Origin of the sequence: Bacteroides sp. f07 (assembly GCF_042854785.1) — a bacterium.
Classification (GTDB): domain Bacteria; phylum Bacteroidota; class Bacteroidia; order Bacteroidales; family Bacteroidaceae; genus Bacteroides.
Genome location: NZ_BAABXI010000004.1, coordinates 40,683 through 55,868 on the forward strand (window position 1 = coordinate 40,683; position 15,186 = coordinate 55,868).

The following is a 15,186-nucleotide window of genomic DNA, read 5'->3' on the forward strand; positions in this document are numbered from 1 at the left end:
CAACCTCTTTTCATCTTATCATACTTCCATCTATACAACACACACCGATATAAATAGATTTATGTCAGAGCAAGACACTTACCAACCACGAAATTTACGTCCTCTCTCATCCTTATCATAGACACCTTTATTATAAAACACTCTCCGCCCATTCCCTAATTTTAAATTCCGTGCGTTCGAATCTACTTCCATATAATTGAAGAATCTTGTATCATCATGTAATATTCTAAAATTTGTCGGCACTCCATTTACTTTCAAAAAACAGAAGGTTGAATCACAAAACAGCCTATACATTGACATCCACACATCCTGTTCCGGCAATTTCTGGAGAAACCTATGTGGTGATTCACTATCAAACCTCGGAAAATCAGCCCCATGAGGTTCAATGACGGCAGGCAGGGAGTCTCTCAAAATTAATCTCAAAGTATCCGCCCCATTCACTACCGCATAGCTCAAGTCATTCAAATTATTATTTGATAATATTATGGTTGAGTCTGTTTGATTTTTTAATTGAATCATTCCAAAAAAACTTTCTATATAATGCTTCAAGCTATCCACCACGAGATCATCCAGTTGGAAAAGCAATGAATCAGCAACAGCAATATTATGGCTATGCAAAGCCATAGAAAGAGGACTTCCATGCTGAAAGCTACCCGATAAATACTCCCAAAGTTCCGGATACTCTGTTACATAACCAATGTATTCAGCTCTTTCTTTTACCAAAACATGTTTATTCTCATACTTTCGAATAGCTAATAGCCAAAAACCTTCATCACTGATATACTCATTGCTCCAAAAGGTAGAATCCGAAACGATGCCTTTCTCATATAGTTCCGTTCGAGACATTTCCGGCTCTTCCAATTTGATAAAACAAAAATACTTATCTTTATATTTTATCACTTTGGAAGGTAGCTCGTCCGTGCGAGAAGCAGGAGAATCCGAGGCCGAAATACTATAAATTACACTTGAATCATTAGATACTCTTTCCATTACTTCTATATATTGCGTCTGCAAATAGCCGCTGTCTACCAATAATGCTATCTGGTCGACTACGCGTTGATGTATCTCTTTAAGAGAAGTAGAGGGGGATGTACATCCCCCTAATAAAATCAATAAAAAAAACAATCTACACTTCATCACTTATTATATATTAAACTCTTTATAAAATCATATACACCTGTCTTGGCAACAACTGGTGTCGCCTTGACATTACTCTCTGTATTATTATATTCATAAAATGTTTTATTTGCCTGAAAATACACAAAGTTTTTACTCTTTGGATTGGCATTTTTCAAATCACTTCCATAACCACCCTTAGTTCCTTTTGGGTCTGGATGGGAGTGAACTGCCACCTTTTTTTCTCCTTTAACCTTAAGAATGTTTTTCTCCGAATCTCCATTGCTTACATTATTAGCCTGTTGTTTAGTTACAATTATGGAAGTGTTCTTTCCATCCGATTCAAAAACACTCAATGACCATTCCACTTTGGTATTTTCAGCTACAAATTGAAATAAATTGGCAGCATCGGTCAGATTTGAGGTAGAGCCAAATGATTTTTTACCACCCAATTGACCTTGGATATCTACCATATTACCAAGCAATCCTTTCTCACTCATTTCAATGCTATTTTCACCTTTTGGTAACTTTTCATTTCCAGAATATGTATATAATACATCTTTGTCTGTGTACCCTTTTAAGTGCGTAAGCCTTCCTGTTTCACTCACTACATAATCATCCTTTCCATCAATATCAATTCTTAACACCGGATTATTCTTGCAATACGTATACGGACTCCAATTATAATACTTCTCGCTTGATGGATCCACCGCATGCCATCTTCCAATCGCCACATCATACATACGCGCCCCATAATCATACCAATCTAGCCCCCCTTTTCTATCCAACTCCTTACCATTATACTTGTAAGGCTGCACAGAATTAGTAGAAGAAGCCATCACCCCACCGAACGGATAATAATCGTTCACTTCTTCTACCTTTCCATCTTTGTCTACAACCACGCGATTATTACCTTGATGGTCTTGAATGAAGTAGTGATACTTATTGTCATTCAAAGAGATATAACCGGCTTCCGTCAACAATCGAGCCGGAACACCATTTTCATAGATCACATTGCCGCAATAATCCGTCATGGTCGTATCGTTTCCTATCACATGCGTAGTACGAAGTTTCGTACCTTCTGCATCATACAGGCAAGAAACACTGTTTCCATTCTCAAATTCAACTCGACACGGTAAATTTAAATAATTATATTGAATATCAACAATTTTCTTATTCAAATCTTTCGTTAAATTTCCATTAGGATCATAAGAGTACTCTGTTAACTGATCTGTCCCATCTTTGAATTCAAAACTACTATCATATACTACTGCCTTTGCACTATCTAATACAGCTCGCAGTTGATTACCACTATATACAAAATTTAAGTTATCGATTAATCCATATACATTGTCAGAAATCATTCCACAACGTTTTAAACCTAAAATGTTTCCTTGTTTATCATAGCCAGTAATTTGTTCATCAAAACTTCCCACCATTTCATTCAAAAGTTCTCCTTCAGCATATGAAGCATTAGTCATTCGATTCAGATCATCATATTGAAATTTATATCCATGTATTAACAAAGAATCTGTACTCCAAGTCATAGCACTTATATTACCATTATAACAAGGAGTGCCAATACTATCTGTATAATACAAGCTCTGTATAAAATAGGGAGTATCAATCTTAGTCACCCAATCACGAACATTATAAGCATATTTTTGCTTCAACATACCATTGTGAAGCAACTTCTTCGACAATCTACCTAAATCATCATATTGCAGTTGACTCAAATCAACAGCTGCCAAAGAATCTAATTGATAATCAACTTTTATAAGTCTCTCTACTTGATCATAAAAATAATTATATATCTCTGTATGCTTTGAATCGTGTATATGTTCCATATTAATACTTAACGGTTTCCCTGTATATGTATATTCAGTACGTATAATATCATGCCATCCAGCCCGATTAGTTACTTGACAAACAATCCGCCCTCGTACATCATAATAAATTGCTTTATATAATGATATTGTTGTGTTATCATCCCCTAATACGCGAACAATAGTACCAGTCTTGAGACCTTTAGCATCAACAGTGGGTATTGGAAAATATGACGTTGAGAACCCTCTACGTGATAAACAGTCATATGTGTCATAATAATTAACAGTCAACGCCATAGGGTCAACAAGTTCTATATTAGTTATATATCCACTATCGTCAACACCCGCAGCTGTTGTCAAATCACAAGTTACCAATCGTTTATCAATTCCAGATATAGTTTGATTCAAACATATACCTTGAAGAACTAAACGTTGAAATTTATCATACAAATAGAAAGTCCATTGAGGAATATCCAAAGAACGTTGATTACCATCCTGTGAGAAAATCAGCCGATCAGCCTGATCATAAATATAATACACCCAATCACAGCCTGGCATTTTTTTTGCTATACATCTATTACAAGAATCATACTTATATAAATAAGCATACTTTTGCATTACATCATTCTCTTCAGTAATATCTAAACCATCAGCTAACATATCTACTGCTAATGGTGGGCATACCACACGCAAATTCCCATAACTATCATATACAAAATAAGTATCAATTACTTCTTGACCATCCTTTTGACGAGTCATAACTAATTGTCCATTTTTATTTTTAAATTCAATATATATTTTACCATCTTCATCCCCAGTTTCTGTCACAAGAAGCTCTCCATCCGGATAAGTTCCAACAACACTAACCAGAATACTATCCCGCTCATCAGTCGTCGTAAATATCCGACAAGGATATTTATCACCATTAACACCATATATTACCTCTACTGCTTTTTCATTGGCATGCCACAAACTACCAGCTCCGTATTTACGTATCGGGCGAGCCAAAGGAGAAGATTCATACATTTGCATCTCATAAGGAGTCTCACTTTCACCATAATACTTACAAATTAAATCCTGAACAGTTTTGGGATAATCAAATATAGGAAAGTCACTATGAGGAGTAGGTAACATAAGCCATTCTTTTTCTAATAAATTACGAGAATTATATGTAGAAAGACTTACTAAATCTTTCCCATTTCCACCCATGTACCTCAGTTTCTTTTCACTCGGTTGTCCAAGTGCATTATAAAACTGTACAATCTCAATCCCCTCCCCATTAGCAGAAGTCGCTGTTACAGTTTTGATATAATTATGTCCATGCACTTCAATTACGCAGAATTGCAGCATGAGTATTAACATGTATAAATATTTAATTTTCATTTCAATACAGTTTAGCTAAATTATATGTATATGATTCTATTATATTTTTACCTCCCTTATTCTTATAACCCCGCTGTATCAATTGACCAAGACTATTGTAATCGTAGTAAGTAGTCAACCCTGAAGGAGCTATTTTTTCAATAAGCCCCACTAAAGGCTTGTATTTATATGTACTCACTTGGGCGGTTTTTAATTGATCACGAAGAGAATTTATCGCTTCCCAATCTGCTACTGATGGTTCCACTAATTGTGAAATATTATCAATTCTATTCTTATCCAAATAGTTATATATATCGCTCAAAGAAGCATTTACAATTTCTGCAATCGGATATAATGCATTATATCCCCACAGATATGAAATTACAGTTCCGTCAATACGTGTATATTGCAACAAATTGCCATACAAATCATAGCTATCATAACTATATTCAGTACGCATATCATCATTCGTACCATACGAATGCTTTATCTTTTTAAGACAAATAGAATCATCTGGATAATAATACACAAACCGCTCAGTCGCTTTCCCATTATTAAATATATCTTTTTGTACAATAGTTTGCACCATATTATGTCGCTGAAGCGCTGAATTAGGTTTTGGATAAGTATATCTTTCACCTTTCTCTCCATTGAGACTATTAGTAGTTTTCATTGTAGTTAATCTATTCAAAGAATCATATTCATATAAAGTAGAAGTTAACACAGGATTATTTCCTTGAAGATCATACTCCGATACATCATATCGTATAGGCTTACGAAGTTCATAGTGTATATTATAAAATTGAGAATCAAATATCCGCGATATACTACCATAATGCTCACACAGTCGAGGAGCACCTGTTTTTCCTGGATAATTTTCAAAAAAAACTTTTTGTTTTACATGTAACCCCTCATAATACATATTCTTTAAAGTATTATGTTCCCACTTTTCCTTTTTTATAAGTACACTATCCTGATTATATGTCATACGTGAAATCAACTCAGGATTTACCCACCAATCATATTGCTTAATATGCATTTTTCCATATCCTATATAATTAAAAAATGAGAATAATCCATCATTAGGATAAGCATTGGGATTATGTGTATATCCCGGATCATATTCCCGCTTGGGAGCATAGATAGACACAATCTGTCCTAGATAAGAGTGTGTCGCCTGATCATATTGCTTACGAGCTACCTTATTATAGTGTATTTTAGAAATCATATTCATTTCACTATTTAACGGATAAGTCGCATAGATTTTTACAGCCTGTCGAGTTCCCAAAGCATAGCTATCTTTTTCACCAAAAGGCAGAGCCTCCCGAGTTGAGAAGAAGAAATATTCATCAACAAAACATTGCTTAAGATCAGAATGTGCCCCTGACAAAGAGCCATTACCATCATCACCATATATAAACTCTGTAATAATAGGATGCTCTGCGGTTTCACACGATGATTCTATTTTCTTTATTCTTAATCCACCACCTTTATAACCATAATTATATTGATTACTTTCATATGTATAATAAGTAGATCCACCCAAAGGATTATTCACACTTTTTAAAGAAAAAGCGATGGGAGGGTTTTCATTAGTAGAACGATCAAGAAAAGGGACAGTAAAAGCCAAATTACCAAATTCCGTTTTGCGTCCACTAGCTTTAGTCGCCTGCTCTAGTATTAAATCATGAGCGAACTCATTATGCAAGAACAATCCTTTATATATTGAGCTCCCAATCGATTCATAATAGCCAAACTTGTAATACCCCCATTGATCGGGATAGGCAGTCGCTAAAGAAAGCTCCGGCAAATAATAGTTAAAATTATATACGCCTCCATTTTTATTGTCACTTCCTAATATTTCAATACGTTGAAGCAAACGATGCCAAGGAGAAGCTTCTGATTGAGCACCATCACTATAAGGAAATGTGAAATAACTAAATCTAATTCTCTTAAGACACTCACCTGTCATTTTATCTACAATAATAATTTCAGATAACACATGATCACTGTTGGAGTACGCTTTTGTACGTTTAAATGAAATCTTAATGCGGTTTGTTTCTACAGAACTAACCAACTTAAGCCAAGTTTTATCAAGATAATGGTCACGTTGATCACTAAATGCACCATTGTACTTAGTCACAAGATTAGGATTTACATAATTAGGATAGTTATATGCAAAATGAAAAGGAGCATCCGTCATTGTATAAATCATCTCCGAATCACGCACAATATTCACATAGTGGTTAGCATAATTAAAAACAATAGAGTCATTATAAGGCGTTTCAATACACGACAAAAGCCACCCAGTATCTACAGTACTTCTTACCATAGGACAATACATGGATTCCCTCGATTGCGCAGATGCCCCTAATAAATATTTAACCCCATTTTCATCTATTATTGTAGCACTCTTTATTATGCCATCATAGACACCATCATTCAACTTTACTATATCCGAATTATCACTTAACGCAGTTATTCCCAAATTTCTTCTATCAGTCAATAAAAATTTTCCACTAGTAGTAGGCAACATATACATAAAATGATCATACTCCCCATCTTTCATATGCTTAACCACACTTGGTTCAATATTCGTAGCTTGTTCAGGAGTCAAGCAAATACTAGCCAAAAGAGAATCTTGTGAATACCCATCGCATCCGTCCATTCCACTCAAACAATTATGAAGAAGTTGAGAATCATATATTTCCGAATAGTCATCAGGTCTCCCATAAATAGTTCTACTTACCCGATAACCTCCCGTACTAATACTCCATCCAGCTCCTATATCCCCGTCAAATTGCTTATATTTAATACCAGAAGCATGATAATTTAGAGTTATAGGAACCACTACCCCTTTTATTTCAATAGTATATAAAGGAATGGAAATCTCAGGCAGACCGTAATACTCTGTTACTGGATGATTTATATACTGTTCAAATATTTGTGATTGGGGAGAAGAAGGTGTAATCTGTGCGGGAAAACCTTCTATTATATTCAAAGCTTTATTTTGTGAGAAAGCCATCATTGAGCACCCCAACAAGATATAAATAAATATATATTTCAAATATTTCATATCGTAATTTTTAGTTATTAAAAAGATTAGAAACTCCTCGCCATAAAGAAAACTAATTTACACTTTTGGCGAGAAGTTATACTCGTCAAATAATTCTTTTACAGATTCATCGCATTAGCGCCCAAAACGCCTGCCAAAGCCGAAGCTACTGCGATAACCACTTTCAGGATCATATCCCATACTGACTTCTTCATTGCCATAATTTACCTCCTTTCCGTTTCTTTAATTTGTTGTGTTACTCTGTGTTCTTCCGTGCTCTCCGTCTGTGCTGTGAACTCTCCGAATTCCTCGAATTCCTTCGCCACATCGAAGCACGGGCACTGTTTAATCCACTCTTCCGGTTCTATCTCACCGTTTCCGTTCAAGTCCGGCGACAGGTCGCGGTGCCCGCATACCCGGCAGCCGGGAAATCTCTCTTGCAATTGCCCGACGAGCTGCCGGAGCGTAGAGCGCTGTGCCGGAGTCTGGGTATCTGCCGGGCGTCCCCGGCAGTCCAGACCACCTTCATAGCAGATACCTATCGAGTGAGTGTTGAAGCCTTTCACGTGGGCTCCGATGCGTTCGAGCGGGCGGGTGAGGTGTAACGTTCCATCCTTGCGGATGTAATAATGATAGCCTGTTCCGTTGAACCCGCGACGCCGGTGCATCAAGTCCAAAGCTTCCGGTGAGAGTGTAGAATCCCTCCGCGTGGCGCTACAATGCACCACGATTAAATTGATAATTCGCATGTTAGTGGATAATTAGTTTACTAGTCTAGTTAAAACTTCGTTTAGTTAGTCAGTCATTCGTGTTTGTGTTGCGCCATACAGACAGTTTATGCTGCCGGATCCGGGTCCGGAGTTTCCCCACCATCACCATCTGAACCGCCACCATCGGGTTTACCGCCATTTCCGCCACCCGAAGCCGAGGTATCGGCAAGGTCAAAACGGACACACTTGGCGCCTGTCACCAAAGAGCGGGTAGCCGTAGTACGGTCGGGGTTCTTGGTGTAGTTGGGCAGGAAGCGGACGGTAAGGGAAGCCTGGGCAGCCGATACTTTTTCCGGCAGTTCCACACCTTTTCCGTTGGACTTCATCACCATGCGGAAAGTTCCGAAGCCGTCAAGCGTTACACTTTCCGATGCCTGCAGGTGCTGTGCAGCCACTGTCACCAGGTTATCAAGCGTGTTCTTCACGTCACCCGTGGAGAGAGACGAGTAAGCGGCTATCTCTTTGGCGAGTTGGGTAGTTGTCACGTTGGCCGTGTATATCACACGGGGATGAAATAGTTTCTTTTTGTTTTTGTCTTCCAGAACCGACTGGAAGGGTTTGTACAATACTGGCATAATTGTAATAGTTTTTTGTGTTGATAAATTAGTTTAGTTTTGTCCTTAAGCTTAATGACACTGTAAAGATACGGGTATTTTTCAGACTGACCCAATCATTTTTTCAAAGTGCGTTCATAAATTAATTAATTACGCTCAAAAGATAATGTCCCGGCAATTTGATTTTCCCATTACTCCCCCGGATGTTGCTGAAGCCCTTCCACACCGGGTGTCCGATAGCTCCGAAGTTGCTTTTCAGGATAATGGCATATTGCTCGGAAGGCGGAATCTTATAAAAGCGAAGGGTCTCCAGCAGCCCCTCGAAGTTACGCTGCATGCCGTCGCACGGTGGTTGCAGACTGTCAATGTCTTCCTGCGTCATCACCCTCCTTCTTTTCAAATTTTTTCCTCCTCCGTCCTCTCCTTGAGGAGAGTCAGAGAGGTGGTTTAATTTGTTTTGATTTGTTTTTGTTTGTTTTTCTTTGTTTTGTGTACCCGATGTCGCAATTTCGGCTTCCATTGTTGCAGAACCGGTGCTTGATGTTACAGAATCACCAGTTGACGTTACATCATAAGCTGTTTTGTTAACAGCATCATCCGCACTGCTCTTGCCACTTTGAGAAGATTGGTAGGATGCAAGTTCTTCTGCTTCCAACAGGCAGTAAGCCGGTTCTATCAGCGAGCTGCTGCGGCGCTTGGTGATAAAGAGATACTGCCGCTGAATGTCTGCGGAAGTAAGAATGCCGTATTGCCGGAAAAGCCCGGCATCAAACAGCCCACATTCCACGGACAAGGCGATGATACGTTTCACATCATCCATATCCGTACTGTAAAGGCCGTCTGTCAGTTCGTCGTAAAACTCATCATTGACAGAGATATAATACCCTTTTCCGGCATAGATGTACGACAACGTTTCTACCAATGTGGCAAAAGCGGCGTCACCTTCACGTTTCATGACACGACGCACCATGCGATCGTGCATGAAACTGGTGCTCATGGGGAAATAATCCAGTCCCCGTTTTATTCTTCCCATAGTGCGCGTAGTTTTTCCTTTTCCTGCTTCCGGCGGATGCTGTCCGCCACCACTTGCCGGGCATGGCGGATGAGAAACATACGTAAAGCATAATCCTTCACCTCGGTTATCACCGGATAGGAAAGGGGTTTGTTTTCAAATGATATACTTTTGTCCTGATTACGATGCCTGCGTGCGTTTGCCTTACGGCATTCTTTGCAGTAGTTGTCCGGAGTCCGGGTACGCTGGCTCATATAGAAGGCTTCCTGTGGAAGCTCCCGCTTGCAACATCCGCAGATGTACAGAGATTGGTTCATGATGGTTTCCATACTGCTTTTCTGTTTTTATAGTTTTCATATTTAAATTTCTGTTTGTATATTGGATATATATAGCTTGCGCACAGGACATATAGTTGCTGTATATTGGGGATATATCGGCTGCACATTGGATATATAGATGCTACACGCAGGATATATAGATGCTGCAAACGGGCTCAATATTGCTTCCGTCCATCCGGCACGGTTTTCTTAGAAAGGCGGTGGATGAGGTATTTTACAACCTTTCGTAAACTTTTTGTAGTTTCTCATGGTTTTTCTATTTTAAATTTATAATTTTGAAACATATTTCTGATTTCTTCGCTACAAAGATAAAATAGTTTTCACATAGAAAACAAAAGATTTTAGAAATTAATTTTCAAAAAGTAGATAACAGATTATCAATGAGCAATTAGCGAGTTTATGAATTTTTACATCAAAATTAAACGATAATAGAATGGATACATTTCTGGATGTTACAGGAATCGTGAAGCGTGCCAAACAGGCTCTGAACTTCAAGAACGACAGTGAATTAGCTGAATATTTAGGTGTTTCACGTGGCACAGTATCCAACTGGTGCGCACGAAACAGCATAGATTTCCGCCTGCTGCTTAATAAGCTGGGGAATACGGTGGACTACAACTGGCTGCTATTAGGAAAAGGAAATCCGAAGCACCAGCCGAGATTCTGCGAAAGCGAACTGGCAAGGGGAGAAGTGGAGATTATACACAATCCTAAAACAGTAGAACCGGTAGATGACCGAAGCGTGATGCTATACGACATCACAGCAGCGGCAAATCTGAAGACATTATTCACCAACAAGCAGCAGTACGCACTGGGAAAGATATTGATTCCGAATATTTCCGTCTGCGACGGGGCGGTGTATGTAAGCGGGGACAGCATGTATCCCATACTGAAATCGGGGGACATCATCGGATATAAGGAAATCAGCAGTTTCGACAATGTCATCTACGGGGAAATATACCTGGTGTCGTTCATGATTGACGGAGACGAGTATCTGGCGGTGAAATACGCCAACCGGTCGGAGAAGGAAGGATGCATCAAACTGGTGAGTTACAATACGCATCACGAACCGATGGATATCCCGTTCGCGTCCATCAATGCGATGGCAATCGTGAAATTCTCCATCAGAAGACACATGATGATGTGAAGATAACGGTTAATGGGGTAGTGATTAGTGATTAACGGACTCACTAATCACTACCCCATTAACCACTAATCGTTAATCCACCTCTTCCCCTTTCAGTGTAGCCGAGCTGGCTTCCGTGATACGTACATTGACAAAGTCGCCGACGCGGTGCGTACCCCTGTCGAACACTACGACACGGTTCTGCTCCGTACGGCCGAACAGTTGCTCGCGCGAACGCTTGGAAACGCCTTCCACGAGGACTTCATACGTCTTGCCGATGCAACGCTGGTTGGATTCGGCAGACAGGCGGTTCTGTAAGGCGATAATTTCATTCAGGCGGCGGACTTTCACATCTTCCGGCACGTTGTCCTCAAGATGTTTCGAAGCATACGTTCCCGGACGTTCGGAATATTTGAACATAAAAGCGGCATCGTATCCGCACTCTTCCATCAGGGAGAGGGACAGGGCATGGTCTTCTTCCGTTTCAGAATGAAAACCGGAGAAGATGTCCGTTGTCAGTCCGCAGTCGGGAATGATGCGCTTGATGGCGGCTACCCGTTCGAGATACCATTCGCGGGTATATTTACGGTTCATCAGTTTGAGTATGCGGGAACTGCCGCTTTGTACGGGCAGGTGGATATGCTTGCATACGTTGGGCACTTGCGCGATTACTTCCAATGTTTCGTCACTCATATCCTTCGGGTGAGAGGTGGTGAAACGGATGCGTACGCCCGGAGCAGCTTCGGCAACGGTGCGGAGCAGCATCGGAAAAGTGACCACTTCGCCTGTCGGCTTCTCGAAACGGTAGGAGTTGACGTTCTGTCCCAGCAAGGTGACCTCCTTATAACCTTTCGCCACGAGATCCGCCACTTCGTTGAGGATGCTTTCCACGTCACGGCTGCGCTCGCGTCCACGGGTGTAGGGGACGATGCAATAGGTACAGAAGTTGTTGCAGCCACGCATAATGGACACAAAACCGGAAATGTGATTGCCGCAGATACGCGAGGGAATCACGTCCCGATAGGTTTCGGTGGTGGAAAGCTCCACGTTGATTGCTTTCTCGCCGGCTTCTACGGCAGCAATCAGGTCGGGCAAGGTCAGGTAGGCATCCGGACCCACTACGAGATCGACATGATGATTCGTAATCAAATCATCCTTCACCCGCTCGGCCATACATCCCAATACACCTACAATCAGGTGCTTCTTCTTTTTCTTCAGCGAGTGGAAAAATTCCAGGCGGTTCAGAATCTTCTGCTCCGCATTGTCGCGGATGGAACAGGTGTTCATAAACACGGCATCGGCCTCTTCGAGCGTTTCGGCTACGGAGTATCCCGCCATCTGCATCACTGAGGCAATCACCTCGCTGTCGGCCACGTTCATCTGGCAGCCGTAAGTTTCGATAAACAACTTCTTGTTGTCATCGGTCGTTTCAGTTGCGGATTTAAAGTCCGCTCCCGTTAATTCGTTCATATTCAAATTATAAATTAAAGATTCGGCTGCAAAGATACGGCTTCGCTTTCAATAAGTGGTAAATTGGCACAAAAATAACGCAAAAACTTATGGTTTAGAATGCTAACTTGTAATTTATGTTAAGGGAATAAACATTTTCCGGTGATATTCTTGGCAATTTTAATTTTATTTTTCACATTTGTGCAATGAAAGAAACATTAGATTTTTTCATAGTTAAGGTTTAGGTTAAAAAAATTAAGGGGAGCTGTGAAGCTGCCCTTTTTTCATAATAAAAAGTTAGTCCGAACCGGATTTTATACGTATCTTTGGCAGATTACTAATTAGCAGTGAAACACAATGGAAGATTTCTTGAAATTTCTCTTGATAGCAGGTGTCATTCTTGTGGGAATATTCAAAGAGGTGAATAAGAATAGTAAATCAAAAAAAGCTACTAACAAACGCCCCGCTTCCCCCATACCGTCGCCTACTCAAATAGAGCCGGACGATGTTCCCATGCCCGAAGCGTGGGGCAGCCCCAAGTCGCTGGACGAATTGCTCCGCCCCATACCCGTCGAACCGCCGACTCCGAAAAGGTCTTCACAACAAGCTTTCAGGCAGGCACCAAAGCAAAAGCAGAAGCAGAAAAAGAAAAAAGAAGAAGTATCCGTTGCCGCATCCATAGCGAACAGCGCCGCACAGGATGCACTGAACACCAGGCAAGGCGCTCATTACGACGCTCCTCACGAATCATCAGACAAGAAAGAAGACTTCACCATTCATTCGGCTGAAGAAGCCCGCCGGGCTATTATATGGGGAGAGATACTTCAACGGAAATACTGACCGGAATTACGAGGGCATGTTTCAGGCACGGGAAAGTAGCGTAACCCGTACATGGAGCCTTTATAATAAAGCGAATAATTAACCATAAAATATCAACTGTATTTTAACACGAAATTATACTATTTATGTCACTCAACCTTATTTCGGCAGCAGAAGCTGCAAGCCTTATCAAACATGGCTACAACATCGGCCTGAGCGGATTTACTCCCGCAGGAACGGCCAAGGCTGTTACAGCAGAACTCGCAAAGATTGCGGAAGCGGAACATGCCAAAGGAAATCCATTTCAGGTAGGTATTTTTACAGGTGCGTCTACCGGGGAGTCTTGCGACGGCGTGCTGTCACGTGTAAAAGCTATCCGCTACCGTGCTCCTTATACCACAAATTCCGATTTCCGCAAGGCCGTGAACAACGGAGAGATTGCCTACAACGACATACACCTCTCACAGATGGCACAGGAAGTGCGCTACGGATTCATGGGCAAAGTGAACGTAGCCATCATCGAAGCCTGCGAAGTGACTCCGGACGGAAAGATTTATCTGACGGCTGCCGGCGGTATTTCCCCGACTATCTGCCGTCTGGCCGACCAGATTATCGTGGAGCTGAACAGCGCACACAGCAAATCCTGCATGGGACTGCATGACGTGTACGAACCGCTCGACCCGCCTTACCGCCGCGAAATACCTATCTACAAACCGAACGACCGCATCGGACTGCCTTATATCCAGGTAGATCCGAAGAAAATCGTAGGCGTAGTGGAAACCAACTGGCCGGACGAAGCGCGTTCTTTCGCCGCCGCCGACCCGTTGACCGACAAAATCGGGCAGAACGTTGCCGACTTCCTCGCTGCGGACATGAAGCGCGGCATCATCCCGTCTTCTTTCCTTCCGTTGCAATCGGGCGTAGGAAACATCGCCAACGCCGTGCTCGGCGCACTGGGACGTGACAAGACAATCCCCGCATTCGAAATGTACACCGAAGTGATTCAGAACTCCGTAATCGGCCTGATTCGCGAAGGACGCATCAAATTCGGAAGTGCCTGCTCGCTGACTGTCACCAACGACTGTCTGGAAGGCATTTACAATGATATGGATTTCTTCCGTGACAAGCTGGTGCTCCGTCCGTCGGAAATCTCCAACAGCCCGGAAATCGTGCGCCGACTCGGTGTTATCTCTATCAATACAGCTATTGAAGTTGACCTGTACGGCAACGTGAACTCAACCCATATCGGCGGTACGAAGATGATGAACGGTATCGGCGGCTCAGGAGACTTCACACGCAATGCGTACATCTCTATCTTCACCTGTCCGTCGGTGGCCAAAGAGGGAAAAATCAGCGCCATCGTGCCGATGGTATCCCACCACGACCACACGGAGCACGACGTCAACATCGTTATCACCGAACAAGGTGTTGCCGACCTTCGCGGCAAGAGCCCGAAAGAACGCGCGCAAGCCATCATCGAAAACTGTGCGCATCCTGACTACAAGCAGTTGCTTTGGGATTACCTCAAAATGGCCGGTGGCAAGGCGCAGACCCCGCACGCTATCCAGGCTGCACTCGGCATGCACGCAGAGCTGGCTAAGAGCGGTGATATGAAGAATACGGACTGGGCTGAATATGCCAAGTAAATAAAGCATAGGATTTACAGCATCCTGCCCTATGCAATTATAATTGTATTCTCTGGTAAACAAAATCCATGTGTTTTTGTATATTAGAGAATACAATTTTTTTATATCGTACT

The 15,186-nt window shown here is 41.5% G+C and carries 11 protein-coding genes and 1 pseudogene; 3 read left to right on the forward strand and 9 right to left on the reverse strand.

The window, feature by feature from the left end; all coding sequences use genetic code 11:
• Positions 1-78 precede the first annotated feature (78 nt).
• The 8 genes and pseudogenes from ACGHVY_RS24395 to ACGHVY_RS24430 form a co-directional block, all read right to left on the reverse strand.
• A complete protein-coding gene (locus ACGHVY_RS24395; protein ID WP_390602099.1) occupies positions 79-1,137 on the reverse strand; it encodes an Imm65 family immunity protein in 1,059 nt (352 codons plus the stop codon).
• A complete protein-coding gene (locus tag ACGHVY_RS24400) occupies positions 1,137-4,325 on the reverse strand; it encodes an RHS repeat-associated core domain-containing protein (RefSeq protein WP_390602093.1) in 3,189 nt (1,062 codons plus the stop codon). Before ACGHVY_RS24400 ends, ACGHVY_RS24395 begins: the two co-directional genes overlap by 1 nt.
• A 1-nt stretch (position 4,326) precedes the next feature.
• The gene (locus ACGHVY_RS24405) at positions 4,327-7,380 is read right to left on the reverse strand and encodes a hypothetical protein (RefSeq protein ID WP_390602094.1); all 3,054 of its coding nucleotides are present in this window, start codon (positions 7,378-7,380) and stop codon (positions 4,327-4,329) included.
• A gap of 98 nt (positions 7,381-7,478) precedes the next feature.
• On the reverse strand, positions 7,479-7,574 hold the full coding sequence (locus tag ACGHVY_RS24410; RefSeq protein ID WP_005681936.1) for a smalltalk protein: 96 nt from the start codon (positions 7,572-7,574) through the stop codon (positions 7,479-7,481).
• Positions 7,571-8,108 (reverse strand): annotated as a pseudogene (locus ACGHVY_RS24415) (N-acetylmuramoyl-L-alanine amidase). Before ACGHVY_RS24415 ends, ACGHVY_RS24410 begins: the two are co-directional and overlap by 4 nt.
• Positions 8,109-8,194: 86 nt before the next feature.
• A complete protein-coding gene (locus tag ACGHVY_RS24420) occupies positions 8,195-8,704 on the reverse strand; it encodes an HU family DNA-binding protein (protein WP_308746329.1) in 510 nt (169 codons plus the stop codon).
• A gap of 121 nt (positions 8,705-8,825) precedes the next feature.
• Positions 8,826-9,716, reverse strand: coding sequence for a DUF4373 domain-containing protein (locus tag ACGHVY_RS24425; protein WP_390602095.1), 891 nt, complete (start codon positions 9,714-9,716; stop codon positions 8,826-8,828).
• Positions 9,704-10,024 (reverse strand): hypothetical protein, encoded by a 321-nt coding sequence (locus ACGHVY_RS24430; RefSeq protein WP_308746331.1) that lies wholly within the window; start codon positions 10,022-10,024, stop codon positions 9,704-9,706. Before ACGHVY_RS24430 ends, ACGHVY_RS24425 begins: the two co-directional genes overlap by 13 nt.
• 442 nt (positions 10,025-10,466) lie before the next feature.
• On the opposite strand from ACGHVY_RS24430, the gene ACGHVY_RS24435 reads away from it, so the two are divergent.
• Positions 10,467-11,180: a helix-turn-helix domain-containing protein gene (locus ACGHVY_RS24435; RefSeq protein ID WP_308746332.1), complete on the forward strand. Its 714-nt coding sequence runs from the start codon at positions 10,467-10,469 to the stop codon at positions 11,178-11,180.
• 72 nt (positions 11,181-11,252) lie between these two features.
• Here ACGHVY_RS24435 and miaB read toward each other — a convergent pair whose 3' ends face one another.
• Positions 11,253-12,629 (reverse strand): tRNA (N6-isopentenyl adenosine(37)-C2)-methylthiotransferase MiaB, encoded by a 1,377-nt coding sequence (miaB, locus tag ACGHVY_RS24440; RefSeq protein WP_390602096.1) that lies wholly within the window; start codon positions 12,627-12,629, stop codon positions 11,253-11,255.
• Positions 12,630-12,965: 336 nt separating this feature from the next.
• On the opposite strand from miaB, the gene ACGHVY_RS24445 reads away from it, so the two are divergent.
• Together ACGHVY_RS24445 and ACGHVY_RS24450 are read left to right on the forward strand one after the other, a co-directional pair.
• A complete protein-coding gene (locus tag ACGHVY_RS24445) occupies positions 12,966-13,448 on the forward strand; it encodes a ferrichrome ABC transporter substrate-binding protein (RefSeq protein WP_308746334.1) in 483 nt (160 codons plus the stop codon).
• Positions 13,449-13,573: 125 nt separating this feature from the next.
• Complete coding sequence (locus tag ACGHVY_RS24450) at positions 13,574-15,073, forward strand: acetyl-CoA hydrolase/transferase family protein (RefSeq protein ID WP_390602097.1); 1,500 nt, start codon at positions 13,574-13,576, stop codon at positions 15,071-15,073.
• Positions 15,074-15,186 lie beyond the last annotated feature (113 nt).

Bases quoted from the DNA above. Each gene is read 5' to 3' on its own strand.
- ACGHVY_RS24395 (WP_390602099.1), bottom strand. From the start codon at position 1,137: ATGAAGTGTAGATTGTTTTTTTTATTGATTTTATTAGGGGGATGTACA.
- ACGHVY_RS24400 (WP_390602093.1), bottom strand. From the start codon at position 4,325: ATGAAAATTAAATATTTATACATGTTAATACTCATGCTGCAATTCTGC.
- ACGHVY_RS24405 (WP_390602094.1), bottom strand. From the start codon at position 7,380: ATGAAATATTTGAAATATATATTTATTTATATCTTGTTGGGGTGCTCA.
- ACGHVY_RS24410 (WP_005681936.1), bottom strand. From the start codon at position 7,574: ATGAAGAAGTCAGTATGGGATATGATCCTGAAAGTGGTTATCGCAGTA.
- ACGHVY_RS24420 (WP_308746329.1), bottom strand. From the start codon at position 8,704: ATGCCAGTATTGTACAAACCCTTCCAGTCGGTTCTGGAAGACAAAAAC.
- ACGHVY_RS24425 (WP_390602095.1), bottom strand. From the start codon at position 9,716: ATGGGAAGAATAAAACGGGGACTGGATTATTTCCCCATGAGCACCAGT.
- ACGHVY_RS24430 (WP_308746331.1), bottom strand. From the start codon at position 10,024: ATGGAAACCATCATGAACCAATCTCTGTACATCTGCGGATGTTGCAAG.
- ACGHVY_RS24435 (WP_308746332.1), top strand. From the start codon at position 10,467: ATGGATACATTTCTGGATGTTACAGGAATCGTGAAGCGTGCCAAACAG.
- miaB (WP_390602096.1), bottom strand. From the start codon at position 12,629: ATGAACGAATTAACGGGAGCGGACTTTAAATCCGCAACTGAAACGACC.
- ACGHVY_RS24445 (WP_308746334.1), top strand. From the start codon at position 12,966: ATGGAAGATTTCTTGAAATTTCTCTTGATAGCAGGTGTCATTCTTGTG.
- ACGHVY_RS24450 (WP_390602097.1), top strand. From the start codon at position 13,574: ATGTCACTCAACCTTATTTCGGCAGCAGAAGCTGCAAGCCTTATCAAA.